Raw genomic sequence first — 16,633 nt, 5'->3', positions numbered from 1 at the left:
CTCAGACCGGCAGTGCGGTCGGCCGGCGACTGCGCAGCCAGGTGACCATGAACAGGCGCAGGAGCCAGATCGACGTGAACAGCGAGGTGACGATGCCGATGCTGATCGTCACCGAGAAGCCGCGCACCGGCCCCGATCCGAAGGCGAACAGCAGCAGCATCGCCAGCAGGGTGGTGATCTGGCTGTCCATGATCGTGCCGAAGGCGCGGGAGAAACCAGCATCCATCGCCGAAATCGGCGCCTTGCCGAGGCGCGCCTCCTCGCGGACCCGCTCGAAGATCAGTACCGCGGAGTCCACGGCCATGCCGATGGTCAGCAGGATGCCAGCAATGCCGGGCAGGGTCAGGGTCGCCTGCATCAGCGACAGCGCGCCGATGATCAGGATCAGGTTCACGATCAGCGCCAGGGCGGAAAACACCCCGAACAGCCCGTACATGACCACCATGTAGACGATCACCGCGACGCCGCCGATCAGGGTCGCGAATTCGCCCGCGGCGATGGCGTCGGCCCCAAGGTCCGGCCCGACCGTCCGTTCCTCCACCACTTCCAGCGGCGCCGGCAGGGCGCCGGCGCGCAGCAGCACGGCAAGGTCGCTGGCTTCCTGGAAGGTGAAGCCGCCGCTGATCTGGCCGCTGCCGCCCAGGATCGGCTCCCGGATGTTGGGCGCGGTGATCACCTCGTCGTCCAGGATGATCGCGAAGGGCCGGCCCACATTGTCCTGCGTCACCCGGGCGAACTTCCGGGTGCCCGCGGTGTCGAAGTTGAAGAACACGGCCGGGCCGCCGCTGCGCTGGTCGGTGCCCGCGGTGGCGTTCGACAGGTTCTCGCCCGAGACCTCGACCTTGCGGCTGACGATGTAGCGCAGGGGCTGGCCGGTCGCGTCGAGCTGGTAGGCGGAGGGAACGATCATCGTGCCGGGCGGGGCGCGGTCGTCCTCCGAACTGACGATGCCGCGCACCAGATGGAAGGTCATCTTGGCGGTCTTGCCCAGCAGGTCCTTGATGCGCTCCGGATTGTCGATGCCGGGCAGCTGCACCAGGACGCGGTCCGCCCCCTGGCGCTGGATGGTGGGCTCCACCACGCCGGTCTCGTCCAGGCGCCGGCGCACGATCTCGATCGACTGGCCGACGGCCCGCTGCACCCGGCCCTGGATGCTCTCCTCGGTCAGGCCGATGCGCACGACGCCATCGGCCTCGTTCGCGTCGACGGTGATGTCGGAGGCGCCGCCGCCCAGCAAGGAGCTGCTGACGGGTTCGGCCAGGGCCTCCAGCTTCTCGAAGGCGACCTGCATCTGCTCCGGGTTGCGCAGCCGGATCACAACCTGGCCGCCTTCGACCGCCAGCTGGGTATAGCCGATGCGGTCCTCCCGCAGGGTGGTGCGGGCGGATTCGAGCAGGTTCTGCAGCCGTTCCTCGACCACCGCGTCGGTATCGACCTCAAGCAGCAGGTAGGAGCCGCCGCGCAGGTCGAGGCCGAGATTGATCTGCTGGTTGGGCAGCCATGACGGCAGCTCCGCCACCTCCTCCCGCGTCAGCAGGTTCGGCGCGGCGAAGACCAGCCCAAGCAGGCAGATCAGGCCGATGAGGGCCAGTTTCCAGGGCGCAAATCGCAGCATGTCAGTCGGTGCCGGCCCGCCCGCAGGCGGGTCGCGGCGCTCCTACTTCTTGAATCGGGAAAGGAAGTTGCCCGGCTTCGCGGCGGCGTCGCCCTCGCCCGCCGGCTTCGCCGGGGCGGACTCGCCGCCCTCGCCCTTGGGCGTGCCCTTCGCCTGCACGTCGGAGATGGTGCTCTTCACCACCTTGATCCGCACATTCTCGGCAATCTCGACCTGGGCGTAGTTTTCATCGACCACCTTGACGACCTTGCCGACGATGCCGCCGGCGGTCACCACCGTGTCGCCGCGGCTGACATTGCCGACCATCTCGCGATGGGCCTTCATTTTCTTCTGCTGGGGCCGGATCAGCAGGAAATAGAACACCACGAAAATCAGCACCAGCGGCAGAAGCTGGAGGATGAAATCCCCCTGGCCCCCGCCCCCGGCCGACTGCGCATAGGCCGGCGAGACCAGCATCAGTTGCTCCATCGTTCTAGGCCGTCATTCTTTGGGAGGGCATGAAAGTGCGCGGACTATAGACATGCTTGCCGTCATTGCAATGCGCAAGGCATTCCGGCACATCAGCCCCCGCGGCAGCAGATCCTTCCCCGCCGCCCTACCAGATCATCCGCCCGGAGACCAGAATGTCCGATCGCACCGCCCTTCCGCCCGACGACGCGGCCAATGCGCCGGCCCTGCTTCCGGTCCTCGAACGGATCGCGGCAGCGCTGGAGCGGCTGGCCCCGCCGCCGCGGCGGGCACCCGACCTGGGCGGCGCGGATGCCTTCGTCTGGCAGGCCGATGCGGCGGCGCTGGAGCCGGTCCCCGACGTCTCCCGCGTGCCGCTGCCGCTGCTGAAGGGCATCGGCCACCAGGTGGAGCTGCTGCTGGGCAATACCCGGCGCTTCGCCGACGGGCTGCCGGCCAACAATGCCCTGCTCTGGGGCGCACGCGGCATGGGCAAGAGTTCGCTGGTGAAGGCCGTGCATGCGGAGGTGAATCGCGCCCGCGGCACGGATCCGGCGGCCCGCCTGGCCCTGATCGAGATCCATCGCGAGGATATCGCCCACCTGCCGGACCTGCTGCGCGGCCTGCGCGCACAGCCGCGGCGCAGCCTGCTGTTCTGCGACGACCTGTCCTTCGACCATGACGATACCAGCTACAAGTCGCTGAAGGCGGTGCTGGAAGGCGGCATCGAGGGGCGGCCGACCAACGTGCTGTTCTATGCCACCTCCAACCGCCGCCACCTGATGCCCCGCGACATGGTGGAGAACGAGCAGTCGACGGCGATCAACCCGTCCGAGGCGGTGGAGGAGAAGGTCTCTTTGTCCGACCGCTTCGGCCTCTGGCTCGGTTTCCACAATTGCAGCCAGCAGGACTTCCTGGAGATGCTGCGCGGCTATGCCGATGCCTGCGGCCTGCAGGTGGACGATGAACAGCTGCGCCGGGAGGGCCTGGAATGGGCCACCACCCGCGGCGCCCGCTCCGGCCGGGTCGCATGGCAGTTCATCCAGGACCTGGCCGGCCGGCTGGGTCAGCCGCTGGGCTTCCGCGACGGCGCCTGATCCTGCTAGCGGGGGTCGCGCGCCAGGTAGATGGTGTTGCGCCCCGCAAGCCCGCCATGCGGGTCATGTACCGGCACCTCGTGCGCCTCCGACCAGTCGAACGTCTGTGCCAGACGCTCAAGGAAGTCGGGGTCCGGGCGCTCGTTCGACCAGAGCCCGAAGATGCCGCCGGGTCGCAGGTGCCGGCCCAGTCCCGCCAGGCCGTGCACCGAATAGAAGCGGCCATGGGCATCCTGCAGGACGGCCGACGGCGAATGATCGATATCGAGCAGGATGGCATCGAAGCGCCGCCCCGGCTGCTGCGGGTCGAAGCCGTCCGCTGACGCCGCCAGGGCGAAGAAGTCGCCGGTCACGATGCGGCAGCGGCGATCGGCCACCAGCCGGGCCCCCAGCGGCAGCAGGCCCTGGCGGTGCCAGTCGACGACCTCAGGCGCCGCCTCCACCACAAGCAGGCCGGATACCGCCGGATGGTCCAGGGCTGCCCGCGCCGTATAGCCCAGCCCGAGGCCGCCGACGGCGACCGCGAGGTCGCTGTCGGCCGGATCGCCCGCGCCATGTGCGTTCAGCGCCAGGTCCGCCAGCGCGACTTCGCCATCGGTGAACAGGCTCGACATCAGGAATTCGTCGTCGAGCTTGATCTCCAGCACGTCGACGTCGAAACGCGGCTCGCGCCGGCGGCGCAGGCTCAGTGTCCCCATCGCCGTGGGCCGATAGTCCAGTTCCTCGAACAGCGGCAACCGCCCCCTCCCCTCGCATTGAATGCCCGGCGCTACCGGGCCCGGCGCTGTCAGTTGGCGGCGGTCTGCATGGCGGTCATGCGCGGCAGGTGGTCCAGCGGGTCCACCGCCTGCCGCCCCTGGCGGATCTCGAAATGCAGCTGCGGCGAGGAGACGCTGCCGGTGCGGCCCGCCCGCGCGATGATCTGGCCGCGATTGACCGTGTCGCCGCGCTTCACCAGCAGCCGCTCGTTATGCGCATAGGCGGTCACCCAGCCGTCGCCGTGCCGCAGCAGCAGCAGATTGCCGAAGCCCGCCAGTTCGTTGCCGGAATAGACCACCACGCCGTTGTCGGCGGCCCGCACCGGGTCGCCGGACCGGGCCGCGATGTTGATGCCGTCGTTCTGCAGGCCGCCTTCCTTCGGCCCGAAGCGCGACAGGATCTGCCCCGTCAGCGGCCAGCCGAACGGCTTGCCCGACCGCGGCGGCGGCGCGGCGACCGCCTTGCGCGGCGCCGGCGCCGGGGCCGGCTTCGCTGCCGGGGCCGGATTGCCGGCGGCGCGGGGCGCCGGGCTCGCGGCGCGGCGGGCGGACGGCAGGGACGCATCGGCCGCGGCCCGCGCAGGCGCCGCAGCGACCGTCCGGATCGCACGCCCGTCAGGCACTTCTAGGGCCTGCCCGGGATAGATCCGATAGGGCGCGCGCAGGCCGTTGCGGGCCGCCAGCGCCGCCATCTCCACCCCCAGGCCGGCGGCGATGCCCGAAAGGGTATCGCCGCCTTCGACTACGTAGAGCTTCGGCTGCGGCAGGTGCAGGCGCTGTCCGGGATAGATGGTGTAGGGCGGCGACAGGTTGTTCGCGACGATGATCTCGCGGGTGTCGAGGCCGTAGCGCGCCGCGATGATGGAGACGGAATCGCCCGACTGCACGACGACGCTGCCCGGGCGCGTGCCGCGGCCGGCACCGCCGCCGGTGGCGCTGTCGGAATACTTGCCGATTCGCATCCATTCCGGCGGATCCATTTTCATGGCGCAGGCCGGGAGCAGACACAGCAAAGCAAGCGCCAGTCCTGCCCGGACTGCGCCTGCCACCCCCGGAAACTGCCGACGATCCCCGCTGCCGCCGCCACCGGCGCAGGTGCGGATCGTGCCGGCCAAGCCTGTCACTCCGCAATGCGGGGCACGGCACCGGCCGGCCCCCGAATCGACACTACCCGATTCTCATGCAGGAAGCCGCCTGTGGCGTCAAGGTCCTGCGTTGGCCCGCGCGCGCCGCGAGCGGCCTGTCAGACCGACAGGCCGTCGACGATATGGGCTTCGAAGGCGCCGCGCATCGGCTCCGGCAGCGGCGTCGCCCGCCGGCTGCGCAGGTCCATATGCACGCCGACATTGATCGCCGTCGCCACCGCCTCGCCGCTCTCGGCATCGAACATCCAGTGCGCCCAGGTATAGGGCTTGCCGGAGATCGAGACGATGCCGGAGAAACAGCAGAGCACGTCGCCGGCCATCGCCGGCCGGCGCACGACGATGCGGTATTCCAGCGCCGCGCCACCCGAATCGGGGTCGGACGAGCGGTCCCAGCCCAACATGTTGCCCAGCAGCGCGGGAATCCCGTCGGAGAACCGCCCCATGACCCCCTGCGGGCGCAGCAGCCCGGCCTCGTCGCATTCGTGCGGCATCACCGCGCCACGCTGCATCGGCACCATCTTCGCGACCAGCGGGTCGTCGAGCCGCGGCGCCGGCCGCGCATCGCCCAGGTCCAGGCCGCGCGCCCGGCCATGCGCCGGCACGGCCGTGCGGAACGCCTCTGCCCCGCGCAGCACCTCGTCCGGCAGGGCCAGGCTACGGTTCGGATCGTTCCGGTCGGCGAGCCGGATCTCGTTGGTCAGGGTGGTGGCCACGCCGCCGCCCACCACCGGCTGCAGCTCGTGATAGATCCGCAGGCCGTCCGGCGCGATCGCGGCAATGCCGCTGGCGACCCGGAACGGTGTGCCGGCGCGGAGCTCCTTGTGGAAGCGGATATGCTGGTCGGTCATCCGAAGGGTCAGGCCCCTGGCACCGCGCGCCCGGCGGCCCAGGCCGAGGTCCGCGAACAGCCCCTGCTCCGCCTCCCAGGCCTTCGCGCAGTAGAACTGCACGTTCATGTGGCCCATCGTGTCGCATTCCCAGGTCTGGACGCTGCCCAGGTAGCGCTCCGTCAGGCTTGCCTCGACCGGTTCCGCCGCCGCTTCCGCCGCCATCGCCTCTCCGTTCACCGCTTCTCCTCCGCCACGCCCTTGACCAGCGGCACGAAGCGCACCGGCAGCATGCGGCTTTCCTCGAACGTGTCGCCGTTGCGGCGCACCTTCACGATTTCCTGTGCAACACCGTCCCCGACCGGCACCACAAGGATGCCGCCATTGTCGCGCAGCTGCTCCTTCAGGGCCTGCGGCACCTCGTCGGCCGCCGCGGCGGTGACCATGATGCGGTCGAACGGCGCCTGCTCTGGCCAGCCCAGCATGCCGTCGCCGACCCGGGTCACGATGTTGGTCAGGCCCAGCGCGCGGAACCGTTCCTCCGCCCGGCGCGACAGCGACCGGAACCGCTCCACCGTGAAGACCCGGCGGCAGAGCGGCGACAGCACCGCCGCCTGGTAGCCGGAGCCGGTGCCGATCTCCAGTACCTTGGCGCGGGGGAACAGCTCCAGCACCTGGGTCATGTAGGCGACCACGTAGGGCTGGCTGATGGTCTGCCCCTGGTCGATCGGCAAGGCGATATTGTCGTAGGCGCGGTCGCCGAAGGTGTCGGGCACGAACAGTTCCCGCGGCACCCGCTCCACCGCCGACAGCACCTGCGTGTCGGTGATGCCGCTGCGCCGCAGCTCCATGATCAGGCGGATCTTGTGCGCCTGGTCGCTCATTCCGACGCGATATCCCCGAAGTTCTTGTTCTCGAACGCCTTCTTCAGGCTGCGCATGGTGCCCCGGTGGGTGAGGTTGAGCTGCAGCGGCGTGACCGCGATGCCGCCGCCCCAGACCTGCGCCAGGTCGGTGCGCGCCTGCGGCTCGCCCGTCACCCGGCGGAAGCCGAGCCAGTAGTAGAGGTTGCCACGGGCGTCCGTGCGCTCGTCGATGACCATGTCGGAATAGTCCCGCTCGCCCTGCGGACAAACCTCGACGCCGGTCACCTTGGTGTGCAGGACGTCGGGGAAGTTGACGTTCATGAGCACCCCCTCGGGCCAGCCTTCCTTCAGCAGCGCCCGCAGCACCGGCGGCGCATGATGGGCGGCGGTCGCCCACTTCACCGACTGGCCCGGCTTCACCATCTGGCTCAGCGCCACCGACGGGATCTTCAGCAGGCAGCCTTCCATCGCCGCCGCGATCGTCCCCGAATAGGTCACGTCGTCGCCCATGTTGGTGCCGCGGTTGACCCCGGACAGGACGAGGTCGGGCTTGCGGCCCGGGATCACCTGGTGGACACCCATCGCGACGCAGTCCGTCGGCGTACCGCTGACCGCGAAGCGCCGCGCCGACAGCCGGCGGACCCGCAGTGGCAGGTGGATCGTCAGCGAGTGCGAGGAACCGGACTGCTCCGATTCCGGCGCGACCACCCAGACGTCGCGGGTGAGTTCCTTGGCGATCTTCTCCAGGGTCTTCAGGCCCGGCGCATGGATGCCGTCGTCGTTGGTGACCAGGATCCTCAAGCGATGATCTCCCCCGATGCGATGCCGCCGCGACCCGTGCCGCCGGCCTTCCGACGCTGCCTTCAGCCGCCCGCCGGCGCCAGGCGCTGCAGGCCGCCCATATAGGGCTGCAGCGCCGCCGGCACCGCCACGCCGCCGTCCGCGTCCTGGTAGTTCTCCAGGATCGCGATCAGGGTCCGCCCCACGGCCAGGCCGGACCCGTTCAGGCTGTGCAGGAAGGCGGTGTGCCGTGCCTCCGGCTCCGGGCGATAGCGCGCCGCCATGCGGCGGGCCTGGAAGTCGCCGCAGTTGGAGCAGCTGGAGATCTCGCGGTAGCGGTCCTGTCCCGGCAGCCAGACCTCGATGTCGTAGGTCTTGCGGGCCGAAGCGCCCATATCGCCGCTGCACAGCATCACCACCCGATAGGGCAGGTCGAGGCGCTGCAGCACGGTCTCCGCGCAGCCCAGCATCCGCTGCAGTTCCGCGGCGGACTGTTCCGGCTGCACCAAGCTGACCATCTCCACCTTGCGGAACTGGTGCTGGCGGATCATGCCGCGGGTGTCCTTGCCGGCGGCCCCGGCCTCGGACCGGAAGCAGGGCGTGTCGGCGGTAAAGCGCAGCGGCAGGTCGGCCGCCTCCAGGATGCTGTCGCGGACCAGGTTGGTCAGCGGCATCTCCGCCGTGGGGATCAGCCAGAAGTCGTTCGTGGTCCGGAACAGGTCCTCGGAAAACTTCGGCAGCTGCCCGGTGCCGTAGGCGGCATCGTCGCGGACCAGATAGGGCGGCACGACCTCGGTATAGCCATGCTCCCCGGTGTGAAGGTCCAGCATGAACTGCGCCAGCGCCCGCTCCATCCGCGCCAGCGCGCCCTTCAGCACCACGAAGCGGGAACCCGACAACCTGGCCGCGGTCTCGAAGTCCATGCCGCCCAGGCCCTCGCCCAGCGCGACATGGTCCCGCACCTGGAAGTCGAAGCGCCGCGGATCGCCGACCTTGCGGATCTCCACATTGTCGGCCTCGTCGCGGCCGTCGGGCACGTCGTCGTCGGGGATGTTCGGCTGCGTCTCCAGCTCGCCCAGCAGGTCCGCGGCAAGCGCGCGCTCGCGCTCCTCGGCCGCCTGGATCTCGTCCTTCGCCTGCGCCACCTGCGCCTTCAAGGCCTCGGCGCGATCCTTGTCGCCCGCCTTCATGGCGGCGCCGATTTCCTTGGAGGCCGTATTGCGGGCCGCCTGCAGCTCCTGCAGGCGGGTCTGCACCTCCCGGCGCTCGGTATCGAGGCGGACGATCCTGTCCGCCACGGGCGGCAGCCCGCGCCTGGCGCGCGCGCGATCCAGCGCCGCGGGATCGTCACGAATCCATTTGATGTCCAGCATGGCCTGCTTCGGGTCGTCGTCGGAAAAACGGGGCCGGACCGCGCCATCGGTGCCTTGCGACGGCGGGCGGCGTGTCGTGCCGGGCTTATACGCTGCCTCGCCCCCGGCGGTCCAGAACAGGCGCCAGGGCGATCCTCGCTGCAGGACGGCGCCCCGGACCGCGCCGGCCCGGACCGCGCCGGCCCGGGGCGCCGCGGCTCACTCCCCGCGCGCGGCCCGTTCGGCGGCTTCGCGCTCCGCCTTCTTCTTCTCCGCCATCCGGGCGGAAATGATCGACAGCTCGTAGAGCAGGTAGAGCGGCACGGCGAGACCGATCTGGCTGACCGGATCGGGCGGGGTCAGGACCGCCGCCGCGATCATGATGATCACCACCGCATATTTCCGGCGCTTCGCCAGCCCCGCAGGGGTGACCAGGCCGACCCGCGCCAGCAGGGTCAGCAGGACCGGCAACTGAAAGGCCAGGCCGAAGGCGAAGATCAGGGTCATCACCAGCGACAGGTATTCGTTGACCTTCGGGATCAGCTCGATCGGGATCCGTCCCTCCGCATTGGTCTGGAAGCCGATGAAGAACTCCAGCGCCAGCGGCAGGATCAGGAAATAGACCATCGCGCCGCCGGCGAAGAACAGGACCGGGGTCGCCAGCAGGAAGGGCAGGAAGGCCTGACGCTCGTGCTTGTAGAGGCCGGGCGCCACGAACATCCAGACCTGGGTCGCCGTCATCGGGAAGGCGATGAACATCGCCAGCCAGAACGACACCTTGATGTAGGTGAAGAAGGCTTCCTGCGGCGCGGTGAAGATCATCGTGCGGACGTCTTCGCGCCCGCCGGAGGCGATGTAGAGCGGCTGGGTGAGGAACTCGTAGATCTCGGCAGAGAAGATATAGGCGATCACGAAACAGATGATCACCGCTCCGACCGACCACATCAGCCGGTTCCGCAGCTCCACCACGTGATCCATCAGGGGCATCTTGGTGGCTTCGAACGGGTCCTGGTCGCCGCCGCCCCCCTGGCCGTCCTTCGTGACGTCGCTCATCGCCGCTTCACCCGGCCCGTTGCCCCGCCGCCCATGCCACTAGCGTCCATCACCCGGCGACCCTGGCCGGCGCACCGGTGGGGGTGTCCGCGCCGTCTTCCGGCGTCGCGTCCCGCACCCCGGCCGGCGCCGCATCCTCGGGCTCCGCCTCCGGCGGCAGGAAGTCGTCCATGGCCTGGGCCTCCGCGGCGCCGGCATAGTCCCGGTCAAAGTGGTTGGCGCCGAACGGCGGCGCCTCGTCGGTATCCGTCCCGACGGCGGCTGCCGAGACGGCGGCCGCCGGCGTGGCACGGGAATAGCCGGAGGCGGGGACCTGCTTCACGTCGCCGGGCGCAGGCCCGTCTGCCTCCCCGGCCGCCGGGACGTCGGGCTTCGGCGTCCCGGTCTCGACCGTTCCGGCGATCTGCGACCCGGACGGGACCTCCGCGGCAGCCGTTCCGGCCTGCTCCGCCACGGACGATTCAGCGTCCGGCGCTGCCGCCGGCAGGGCGGGCTGTGTCGTCTCGCCGGAGGTGGGATCGATGCGCTTGTCCTTGGGCGGGCTCTCGTCGAAGTCCAGCCGGGTGGCCTGCTGCAGGTCCTTGCGCAGGTCGTCCAGCTCCGACTCGCGAATCATCTCGTCCACGCCGGACTGGAATTCCCGTGCCATGGCGCGGGCCTTCGACATCACGGCGCCGAAGGTCTTCAGGGCACGCGGCAGTTCCTTCGGTCCCAGCACGACAAGCGTGACGACCGCCACCACCACGATTTCTGTCCAGCCGATGTCGAGCATCGCTTAGGGGAACCTGGAATTCTGAGCGACCGCAGGGATCCTCGGCCAGACGTCAGCGGCCCGTGCCGCCGCGCCCGTCGCACCGCCGGGCCGGTCGCAGCCCGTCACTGCGGCGCCCTGCCCGTTCCGCAGCCGTCGCCCGCGAAAATGCGGTGCGGCACACGGACGGGCCGGACGGGCGCCTGACTGTCTATGTGGGACGGGCCATGCAGGTTGAATGGCCGCGGCCGCACCGGTTGCTGCCCGATCGGGCTCAGCCGTGCGCGGCCTTGTCCTTCTCCAGGGCAGCCGAAGACTGGCTCTCGTCGCTGCGAACCTGCTTGTTCGCATTGGCGGCATCCACCGAGTCCGGCTCGTTCATGCCCTTCTTGAAGTTCTTGATCCCGGAAGCGAGGTCGCCCATCACGCGCGGCAGCTTGCCGGCGCCGAACACGATCAACACCACAACCAGGATCAGAGCTACCTGCCAGAAGCTGATGCCCATGCTGGCTAATCTCCGTTACTGAGCCAAGGCGCCGCAACGCCGTTGCAATGCATCATTGCAGAACGCATCGGGCACGGCAATGAGTCTGCCGTCAAGCTGATTCGGCTGGGGCCGGGAAGACGAAGGCCAGGTCGGCCTGCATCCGCAGGTGCAGGGACTGTCCCGCCACAGGGGCCTCATTCCGGCGGCAGCGCATCAGCAGCCCCTGCTTCGCCGCCCCGGCGGCCGCGCCGCCCGGGACGGCCCCCTCCCTTTCGCCAGATCCCTCCGGCGCCGCCGCCAGGGCGGTGAGCTCCACCAGGCAGTCGGCGCCGAGCGGCCGCACCTGCCGCACGGTGGCAGGCAGGCCATCGGGCCCCGCACCGCCCCCGCCGGCCTCCACAGTCCCGGCGACCGCGGCACCAGCGGCATGCGGCCGCACCCCCTCCGCCCGAAGCGCAACCAGCACCCGCTGGCCATCCGCCAGCGACGGCGCCGGCAGGCTGCCGAACGGCGAGGCGACGACGCCGCGGCGGACGATGCCGGACCATTCGTTCAGCGGGCCGAACAGCCGTGCCGCGAAGATGTCGGCAGGTGCCCGATACAGCATGTCTGGTGTGCCGTCCTGCACCAGGGCGCCGGCGCGCATCACCACCACCCGGTCGGCCAGGGTCATCGCCTCTTCCGCATCATGGGTGACGATCAGCGCCGGCACGCCGGCCTGCCGCAGCAGCGCCAGGGTCTCGCTGCGCATCCGGTGCCGCAGATGCGGATCCAGGCTGGAGAAGGGCTCGTCCATCAGCAGCAGCCTGGGCTCCGGCGCCAGGGCGCGCGCCAGGGCCGCCCGTTGCTGCTCGCCGCCCGACAGCATATGCGGCCAGTCGCGCAGGTGCCGGCCCAGATCGACCCGTTCCAACCAGCGTTCGGCGATCGACCGCCGGTCGCGAACCGACCGCGGCAGACCGAAGGCGACATTGTCGACCAGGTCCAGATGCGGGAACAGGGCGATATCCTGGAACACCAGACCGACATGCCGGTCTTCCGGCGGCGTGGCGCGGCCGGCACGGGCCACCAGTTCGCCCATGATACGGATCTCGCCCGCCAGGGGCGTCTCCAGCCCCGCCGCCAGGCGCAGGATGGTCGTCTTGCCGCAACCGGAGGGGCCCAGCAGGCAGACGATCTCGCCCGCGCCGACCGCCAGGTCGATCCCCTCCACCGACAGACGGCCGCCATAGCTATGCGATACGCCCTGCAGGGCCAGGGCTGCGGGTTTCGCCTGCTGCATGGCCGTGGCCGGCATCATCCCTGCCGCGGTTCCGCGTCGTCGTCGTCCGATGCGCCTGTCTCGGGTGGGGGCCCAGGCTCAGGTTCGGGGTCGGGTTCCGGAACCTCCTCCTCGCTGTCGTCTAGGCCCACCTCCTCGCCCGGCGGCGCTTCGCCGGGCGCGGGGAAGCCCAGCTCCGCGTCGCGGCTGAGATCCAGCAGGCCGGCCGCCCGCAGTTCCTCGATGCCGGGCAGGTCGTCCAGGCTCTCCAGCGCGAAATGCAGCATGAACTCGTCGCTGGTGCCATAGGTCACCGGCCGGCCCGGCACCTTGCGCCGCCCGCGCAGCCGCACCCAGCCGGACTGCAGCAGCACGTCCAGGGTGCCCTTGCTGAGGGAGACGCCGCGTATCTCCTCGATCTCGGCCCGGGTGACGGGCTGGTGATAGGCGATGACGGCCAGGGTCTCGACCGCGGCGCGGGACAGCTTGCGCGGCACCTCGCGCTCGCGCCGCAGCACCGGCGCCAGGTCGGGGGCAGTGTGGAAGGTCCAGCGGTCGGCGATCCGGGCCAGCCGGATGCCGCGCTCCGCATAATCGTCGGCGAGGCGCGCCAGCACGGCCTTCACATTGGCACCGGCAGGCAGGCGCTCCTTCAGGCTGGCCTCGTCCAGCGGCTCCTCCGCCGCGAACAGGACCGCCTCCAGGATCCGCACATGGTCGGTGGCCGGCGGCCGCGGACCCTCGGCATCGATCCCGGCGCGATCCAGCATGTCGCCGGCATCGTTGGCCGGCTGCGCCGGCGCCGCAGCGTCCCCGTCGTCCGCCCGATCGGCGCCCTCCTGCGCTGCATGGTCCTCCGGGACCGCACCGCCCCCGGCCGCGCCGCTTCCGGAGTCTCGGGCGGCATCCTCCGCGGTCGCATCATCTTCTGCCGCTTCGTCTTTCCGGCCGTCGCTCATTCTTCCTCACCAGGCTCGGTCTCGTCGCCGGGGCGACGGAAATCGGGCGGCACGCCGCGCACGTAAAGGGGTCCGAACGCTTCCGCCTGCTGGAACTGCAGGCGCCCCTGCTTCGCCATCTCCAGGGTCGCCACGAAGGTCGACGCGATCGCCGACCGCGGGTCGAACGCGTCCAGCAGGTCCTTCGGCAGGAACGAGACCAGCACCGTCCATTCCGGCACCTGGCCGACGATGGCGGCCAGGCGGTCCAGCGCATCTTCGATCGACATGATCCGCTGCCGGGCGGCGCGCAGGGTCAGCGGCTCCTTGCTGCCCCGGCTGCCGCGCAGGGCGCCATAGGCGGCCAGCAGCTCGGTCAGGTCGCAGGCAAAGACGGAGCGGCGGACGATGCGGATGCCCTCCGGCATGCCGCGGGTGAACATGTCGACGCCGATCCGCTCCCGCGCCATCAGCCGGGCCGCGGCCTCCCGGATCGCCTCCAGCCGCTGCAGGCGCAGGGCCAGGCGTGCGGCCAGCTCGGCGCCGCTCGGCTCTTCCTCCTTTTCGCGCTCCGGCAGCAGCAGGCGGGATTTCAGATAGGCCAGCCAGGCCGCCATCACCAGATAGTCCGCGGCGATGTCCAGTCGCAGGCGCTTCGCCTCCTGCACGAAGGTCAGGTACTGCTCCGCCAGGGCCAGAATGGAGACCTGGCGCAGGTCGACCTTCTGGTCGCGGGCAAGCGCAAGCAGCACGTCCAGCGGGCCCTCATAGACCTCCAGGTCGACCACCAGCATCCCTTCCCGCGCCGCCTCCTCGGGGCTGGCGGCACGCGGATCGTCCTCGGCGAAGGACGGATCGGCAGGCTTTGTCTCGGGATCGGTCTGGTCAGGCATGCTCGGCTGTGCATCCAGCCTGCGGCCAGAGCGGCGGCAGGGGGCGGCGGCAGGCGCATCGGCAGTCGCACCGGATGTCCGGCAGCCCCCGGGGCGCTTTCCCCAGGTATTCCCCGGGGCGCCCCTTCTACGCCGAAGCCAGGAGTCGTTGCAATTCCTGCGCGGCCACTGCCGAATCGGCGGGTGCGGGCGGTGACGGTCGCATCGTGCGCGTCCTGGCCAGCCGGACGGCGGCGGCGGCGGCCATCGGCGGCAGGGCGGAGGCGACCTCCTGCATCTCCCGCAGCTTGCCGGAGCAATGCAGCACCAGGTCGCAGCCTGCCGCCAGCGAGGCCGTGCTCCGTGCCGCCATCGAGCCCGACAGCGCGCCCATGCCGATATCGTCGGTCATCAGCACCCCGTCGAAGCCGATCGTGCCGCGGATCACGCGCTCGATCACCACCGGCGATTGGGTCGCCGGCCGCTCGGCATCGTAGGCGGTGAAGACCAGATGGCCGGTCATCCCCCAGGGCAAGTCGTTCAGCGCCCGGAACGGCGGGAAATCGACGGCTTCCAGCAGGTCCGCCGGGGCATCCACCCGGGGCAGGCCGTGATGGCTGTCCACCCCCGCCCTGCCATGGCCGGGCAGATGCTTGATCACCCCCTGGCAGCCGCCGGCGGCAAGGCCCTCGGCCACCGCACGTCCCAGCGCCGCGACCACTGCCGGGTCGCCGCAGAAGGCCCGGTCGCCGATCACCCTGTCGGCCTCCGGCTGCCGGACGTCGAGCAGCGGCAGGCAGTCGGCGTCGATGCCCAGCGCCGACAGCTCGCGGGCGATCATCTCCGCGTTCAGCCGGGCGGCGGCGCAGGCCCGCGCAGGATCCTGCGCGTACAGGTCGCCGAACCGCGCCGCCGCCGGTGCGGCGCGCCAGTGCGGGGGCTTCAGCCGGGCGACCCGGCCGCCTTCCTGGTCGATGAAGACGGGCACGGCCGGATCGGCCACCGCGTCGCGCAGCGCGTCGACCAGCGCGGCGACCTGTGCCGGTTCGTCGACATTGCGGGCGAACAGGATGAAGCCGACCGGCAGGGTCTCGGCGAAGAAGGCCCGCTCCGCCGGGCTCAGGCGCAGTCCGGCGCAGCCGAAGATCGCCGGCGCACGCCGCGGCCAGTCGATGGCCGCCGCTTCAGCGCCGGACAACGAAACACCCCTGGCCGGCGGCCTTCAGGCTCGCGCAGGCGCTCTCCGCCGCCGCGGCACTGGCAAAGGGACCCGCCTGGATGCGGGTGAACATGCCCTTGCCGGGGATGTCGACCCGTTCGAAATGTGCCGCCATCGGCCCCAGCACCTGGCTGTGGCGCCCCTGGATCCGCCGCCACTCGCTGCGCGCCCCCTGATCGTCGCGCAGGGCGGCGAGCTGCAGCAGGATGGACCCGGGCGGCATCTCCCTCTCTGCCGCGGCCGCGGGGGCCGCATCGGTCGCGGCGGTACCGGTGGTGGAAATGTCGCTCGCGGCGGTGTCCTGCCCTTCTGTCCCCGCATCGGCAGGCGCCAGAAGCTGCTCGCGCTCCGGCGCAGGTGCCGGGGCTGAACTGTCGATGTCCGGCTGGCGCGCCGCCACCCTTGCGTCGTCGGCCGCCTCGTCGCCGGCCGGCGCCGCCGGCCCGTCGTCCTGCAACACAGGCTCCTGGCCGGGCGCCGGCGGTGCCTCCTCCCGCAGTGCTGCCGTATCGCTGTCGCCGATATCGGTATCGGCCGGACCGGTCTCCGCATCTTCGGCTTCCGCCGGTGCGGTCTGCGGTGCAGGGTCCGGCACCGGCTGCCGGCTGGGCGACAGCAGCTCCTCGATGCCGTCCGGCGACCCGGGCGTGGCATCGGCGGCGGCCGTGCCGACATCCGCGCTGCTGCCGCCGGTGGCTTCGCTCCCGGCGTCTGCCGTTTCAGAGCCAACCGTTTCCGAGCCGGTCGATTCCTGGACGGGTGTCCCCCGGCCGGTCGGCTCCGGTTCGGTCTGCATCGCCAGCGGACCACCGTCGGGCGCGGGCGCCGCCCCCACGGCCTGCGCCAGGGTCTCGCCGCCATCGTCCGCCGGCGCGGCCGGTGCCTGCACGACATCGGTTCCCGTCCCGTCACCGCCATCGGCCGGCGCCTTCGGCATGTCCGACAGCGGGCTCTCCGGCGGCGGCAGCATGCGCTCCTCTCCGGAAGGGTCCGCCTCGCTGCCGGCGAGCCGGTCGTAGATCCGCTTGTCCTGGTCGGGGATGGTGATGCCGCCGCGATCCTCGGGTCGCACCTTTACCGGCCCGTCATCGGCCGCGATCAGCGGCACCTGGCCGTTGCCGCCGCCACCGGGTGTGCCCAGCGGAATCAGGCCGTTCTGCATGCCG

17 protein-coding genes are annotated in these 16,633 nt (G+C 70.8%); 1 reads left to right on the top strand and 16 read right to left on the bottom strand.

The window, feature by feature from the left end:
• Position 1 precedes the first annotated feature (1 nt).
• Positions 2 to 1,615, bottom strand: coding sequence for a protein translocase subunit SecD (secD, locus tag ACFOGJ_RS05515; protein ID WP_379898767.1), 1,614 nt, complete (start codon positions 1,613 to 1,615; stop codon positions 2 to 4).
• Positions 1,616 to 1,657: 42 nt separating this feature from the next.
• On the bottom strand, positions 1,658 to 2,083 hold the full coding sequence (gene yajC, locus ACFOGJ_RS05510; protein WP_379898765.1) for a preprotein translocase subunit YajC: 426 nt from the start codon (positions 2,081 to 2,083) through the stop codon (positions 1,658 to 1,660).
• A gap of 155 nt (positions 2,084 to 2,238) precedes the next feature.
• On the opposite strand from yajC, the gene ACFOGJ_RS05505 reads away from it, so the two are divergent.
• Positions 2,239 to 3,159, top strand: a complete 921-nt coding sequence (locus ACFOGJ_RS05505) for an ATP-binding protein (RefSeq protein ID WP_379898763.1) — start codon at positions 2,239 to 2,241, stop codon at positions 3,157 to 3,159.
• Between the two features lie 5 nt (positions 3,160 to 3,164).
• Here ACFOGJ_RS05505 and ACFOGJ_RS05500 read toward each other — a convergent pair whose 3' ends face one another.
• The 14 genes from ACFOGJ_RS05500 to ACFOGJ_RS05435 all read right to left on the bottom strand — a co-directional run.
• On the bottom strand, positions 3,165 to 3,896 hold the full coding sequence (locus tag ACFOGJ_RS05500) for a spermidine synthase (protein WP_379898760.1): 732 nt from the start codon (positions 3,894 to 3,896) through the stop codon (positions 3,165 to 3,167).
• A 50-nt stretch (positions 3,897 to 3,946) separates the two neighbouring features.
• Positions 3,947 to 4,879 carry a peptidoglycan DD-metalloendopeptidase family protein gene (locus tag ACFOGJ_RS05495; RefSeq protein ID WP_379898758.1) on the bottom strand — a complete coding sequence of 311 codons (933 nt, stop codon included), beginning with the start codon at positions 4,877 to 4,879 and terminating at the stop codon, positions 3,947 to 3,949.
• Positions 4,880 to 5,160: 281 nt separating this feature from the next.
• Positions 5,161 to 6,129 carry a thioesterase family protein gene (locus ACFOGJ_RS05490; protein ID WP_379898756.1) on the bottom strand — a complete coding sequence of 323 codons (969 nt, stop codon included), beginning with the start codon at positions 6,127 to 6,129 and terminating at the stop codon, positions 5,161 to 5,163.
• Positions 6,126 to 6,773 (bottom strand): protein-L-isoaspartate(D-aspartate) O-methyltransferase, encoded by a 648-nt coding sequence (locus ACFOGJ_RS05485; protein ID WP_379898754.1) that lies wholly within the window; start codon positions 6,771 to 6,773, stop codon positions 6,126 to 6,128. Before ACFOGJ_RS05485 ends, ACFOGJ_RS05490 begins: the two co-directional genes overlap by 4 nt.
• Complete coding sequence (gene surE, locus ACFOGJ_RS05480; protein WP_379898752.1) at positions 6,770 to 7,555, bottom strand: 5'/3'-nucleotidase SurE; 786 nt, start codon at positions 7,553 to 7,555, stop codon at positions 6,770 to 6,772. Before surE ends, ACFOGJ_RS05485 begins: the two co-directional genes overlap by 4 nt.
• A 62-nt stretch (positions 7,556 to 7,617) precedes the next feature.
• Positions 7,618 to 8,907 carry a serine--tRNA ligase gene (serS, locus tag ACFOGJ_RS05475; protein ID WP_379898751.1) on the bottom strand — a complete coding sequence of 430 codons (1,290 nt, stop codon included), beginning with the start codon at positions 8,905 to 8,907 and terminating at the stop codon, positions 7,618 to 7,620.
• A 198-nt stretch (positions 8,908 to 9,105) separates the two neighbouring features.
• Entirely contained in the window at positions 9,106 to 9,939 is an 834-nt protein-coding gene (gene tatC, locus ACFOGJ_RS05470; protein WP_379898749.1) for a twin-arginine translocase subunit TatC, read from the bottom strand.
• 49 nt (positions 9,940 to 9,988) lie between these two features.
• Positions 9,989 to 10,711 carry a Sec-independent protein translocase protein TatB gene (tatB, locus tag ACFOGJ_RS05465; protein ID WP_379898748.1) on the bottom strand — a complete coding sequence of 241 codons (723 nt, stop codon included), beginning with the start codon at positions 10,709 to 10,711 and terminating at the stop codon, positions 9,989 to 9,991.
• 253 nt (positions 10,712 to 10,964) lie between these two features.
• Positions 10,965 to 11,195, bottom strand: coding sequence for a twin-arginine translocase TatA/TatE family subunit (gene tatA / locus ACFOGJ_RS05460; RefSeq protein WP_379898746.1), 231 nt, complete (start codon positions 11,193 to 11,195; stop codon positions 10,965 to 10,967).
• Positions 11,196 to 11,286: 91 nt separating this feature from the next.
• Positions 11,287 to 12,477, bottom strand: coding sequence for an ABC transporter ATP-binding protein (locus tag ACFOGJ_RS05455; RefSeq protein ID WP_379898745.1), 1,191 nt, complete (start codon positions 12,475 to 12,477; stop codon positions 11,287 to 11,289).
• Positions 12,474 to 13,397, bottom strand: coding sequence for an SMC-Scp complex subunit ScpB (gene scpB / locus ACFOGJ_RS05450; RefSeq protein WP_379898744.1), 924 nt, complete (start codon positions 13,395 to 13,397; stop codon positions 12,474 to 12,476). The genes ACFOGJ_RS05455 and scpB overlap by 4 nt, the downstream gene beginning before the upstream one ends.
• A complete protein-coding gene (locus tag ACFOGJ_RS05445) occupies positions 13,394 to 14,269 on the bottom strand; it encodes a segregation and condensation protein A (RefSeq protein ID WP_379898743.1) in 876 nt (291 codons plus the stop codon). The genes scpB and ACFOGJ_RS05445 overlap by 4 nt, the downstream gene beginning before the upstream one ends.
• Before the next feature lie 127 nt (positions 14,270 to 14,396).
• Positions 14,397 to 15,446, bottom strand: a complete 1,050-nt coding sequence (nagZ, locus tag ACFOGJ_RS05440; RefSeq protein ID WP_379898741.1) for a beta-N-acetylhexosaminidase — start codon at positions 15,444 to 15,446, stop codon at positions 14,397 to 14,399.
• On the bottom strand, positions 15,433 to 16,633 hold a 1,201-nt coding region (locus tag ACFOGJ_RS05435; protein WP_379898738.1), incomplete at its 5' end, for an SPOR domain-containing protein. The genes ACFOGJ_RS05435 and nagZ, both read right to left, overlap by 14 nt.

Origin of the sequence: Marinibaculum pumilum, from assembly GCF_042646425.1 — a bacterium.
GTDB classification, from domain to species: Bacteria; Pseudomonadota; Alphaproteobacteria; order Ferrovibrionales; family Ferrovibrionaceae; genus Marinibaculum; species Marinibaculum pumilum.
Note: the sequence above shows the minus strand (reverse complement) of the source record. Positions and strands in the feature narration are given on the sequence as shown.

What these genes read in the sequence shown, in the direction of transcription:
- secD (WP_379898767.1), bottom strand. Translation starts at nt 1,615, where the DNA reads ATGCTGCGATTTGCGCCCTGGAAACTGGCCCTCATCGGCCTGATCTGC.
- yajC (WP_379898765.1), bottom strand. Translation starts at nt 2,083, where the DNA reads ATGGAGCAACTGATGCTGGTCTCGCCGGCCTATGCGCAGTCGGCCGGG.
- ACFOGJ_RS05505 (WP_379898763.1), top strand. Translation starts at nt 2,239, where the DNA reads ATGTCCGATCGCACCGCCCTTCCGCCCGACGACGCGGCCAATGCGCCG.
- ACFOGJ_RS05495 (WP_379898758.1), bottom strand. Translation starts at nt 4,879, where the DNA reads ATGCGAATCGGCAAGTATTCCGACAGCGCCACCGGCGGCGGTGCCGGC.
- ACFOGJ_RS05485 (WP_379898754.1), bottom strand. Translation starts at nt 6,773, where the DNA reads ATGAGCGACCAGGCGCACAAGATCCGCCTGATCATGGAGCTGCGGCGC.
- serS (WP_379898751.1), bottom strand. Translation starts at nt 8,907, where the DNA reads ATGCTGGACATCAAATGGATTCGTGACGATCCCGCGGCGCTGGATCGC.
- tatC (WP_379898749.1), bottom strand. Translation starts at nt 9,939, where the DNA reads ATGAGCGACGTCACGAAGGACGGCCAGGGGGGCGGCGGCGACCAGGAC.
- tatB (WP_379898748.1), bottom strand. Translation starts at nt 10,711, where the DNA reads ATGCTCGACATCGGCTGGACAGAAATCGTGGTGGTGGCGGTCGTCACG.
- tatA (WP_379898746.1), bottom strand. Translation starts at nt 11,195, where the DNA reads ATGGGCATCAGCTTCTGGCAGGTAGCTCTGATCCTGGTTGTGGTGTTG.
- ACFOGJ_RS05455 (WP_379898745.1), bottom strand. Translation starts at nt 12,477, where the DNA reads ATGATGCCGGCCACGGCCATGCAGCAGGCGAAACCCGCAGCCCTGGCC.
- scpB (WP_379898744.1), bottom strand. Translation starts at nt 13,397, where the DNA reads ATGAGCGACGGCCGGAAAGACGAAGCGGCAGAAGATGATGCGACCGCG.
- ACFOGJ_RS05445 (WP_379898743.1), bottom strand. Translation starts at nt 14,269, where the DNA reads ATGCCTGACCAGACCGATCCCGAGACAAAGCCTGCCGATCCGTCCTTC.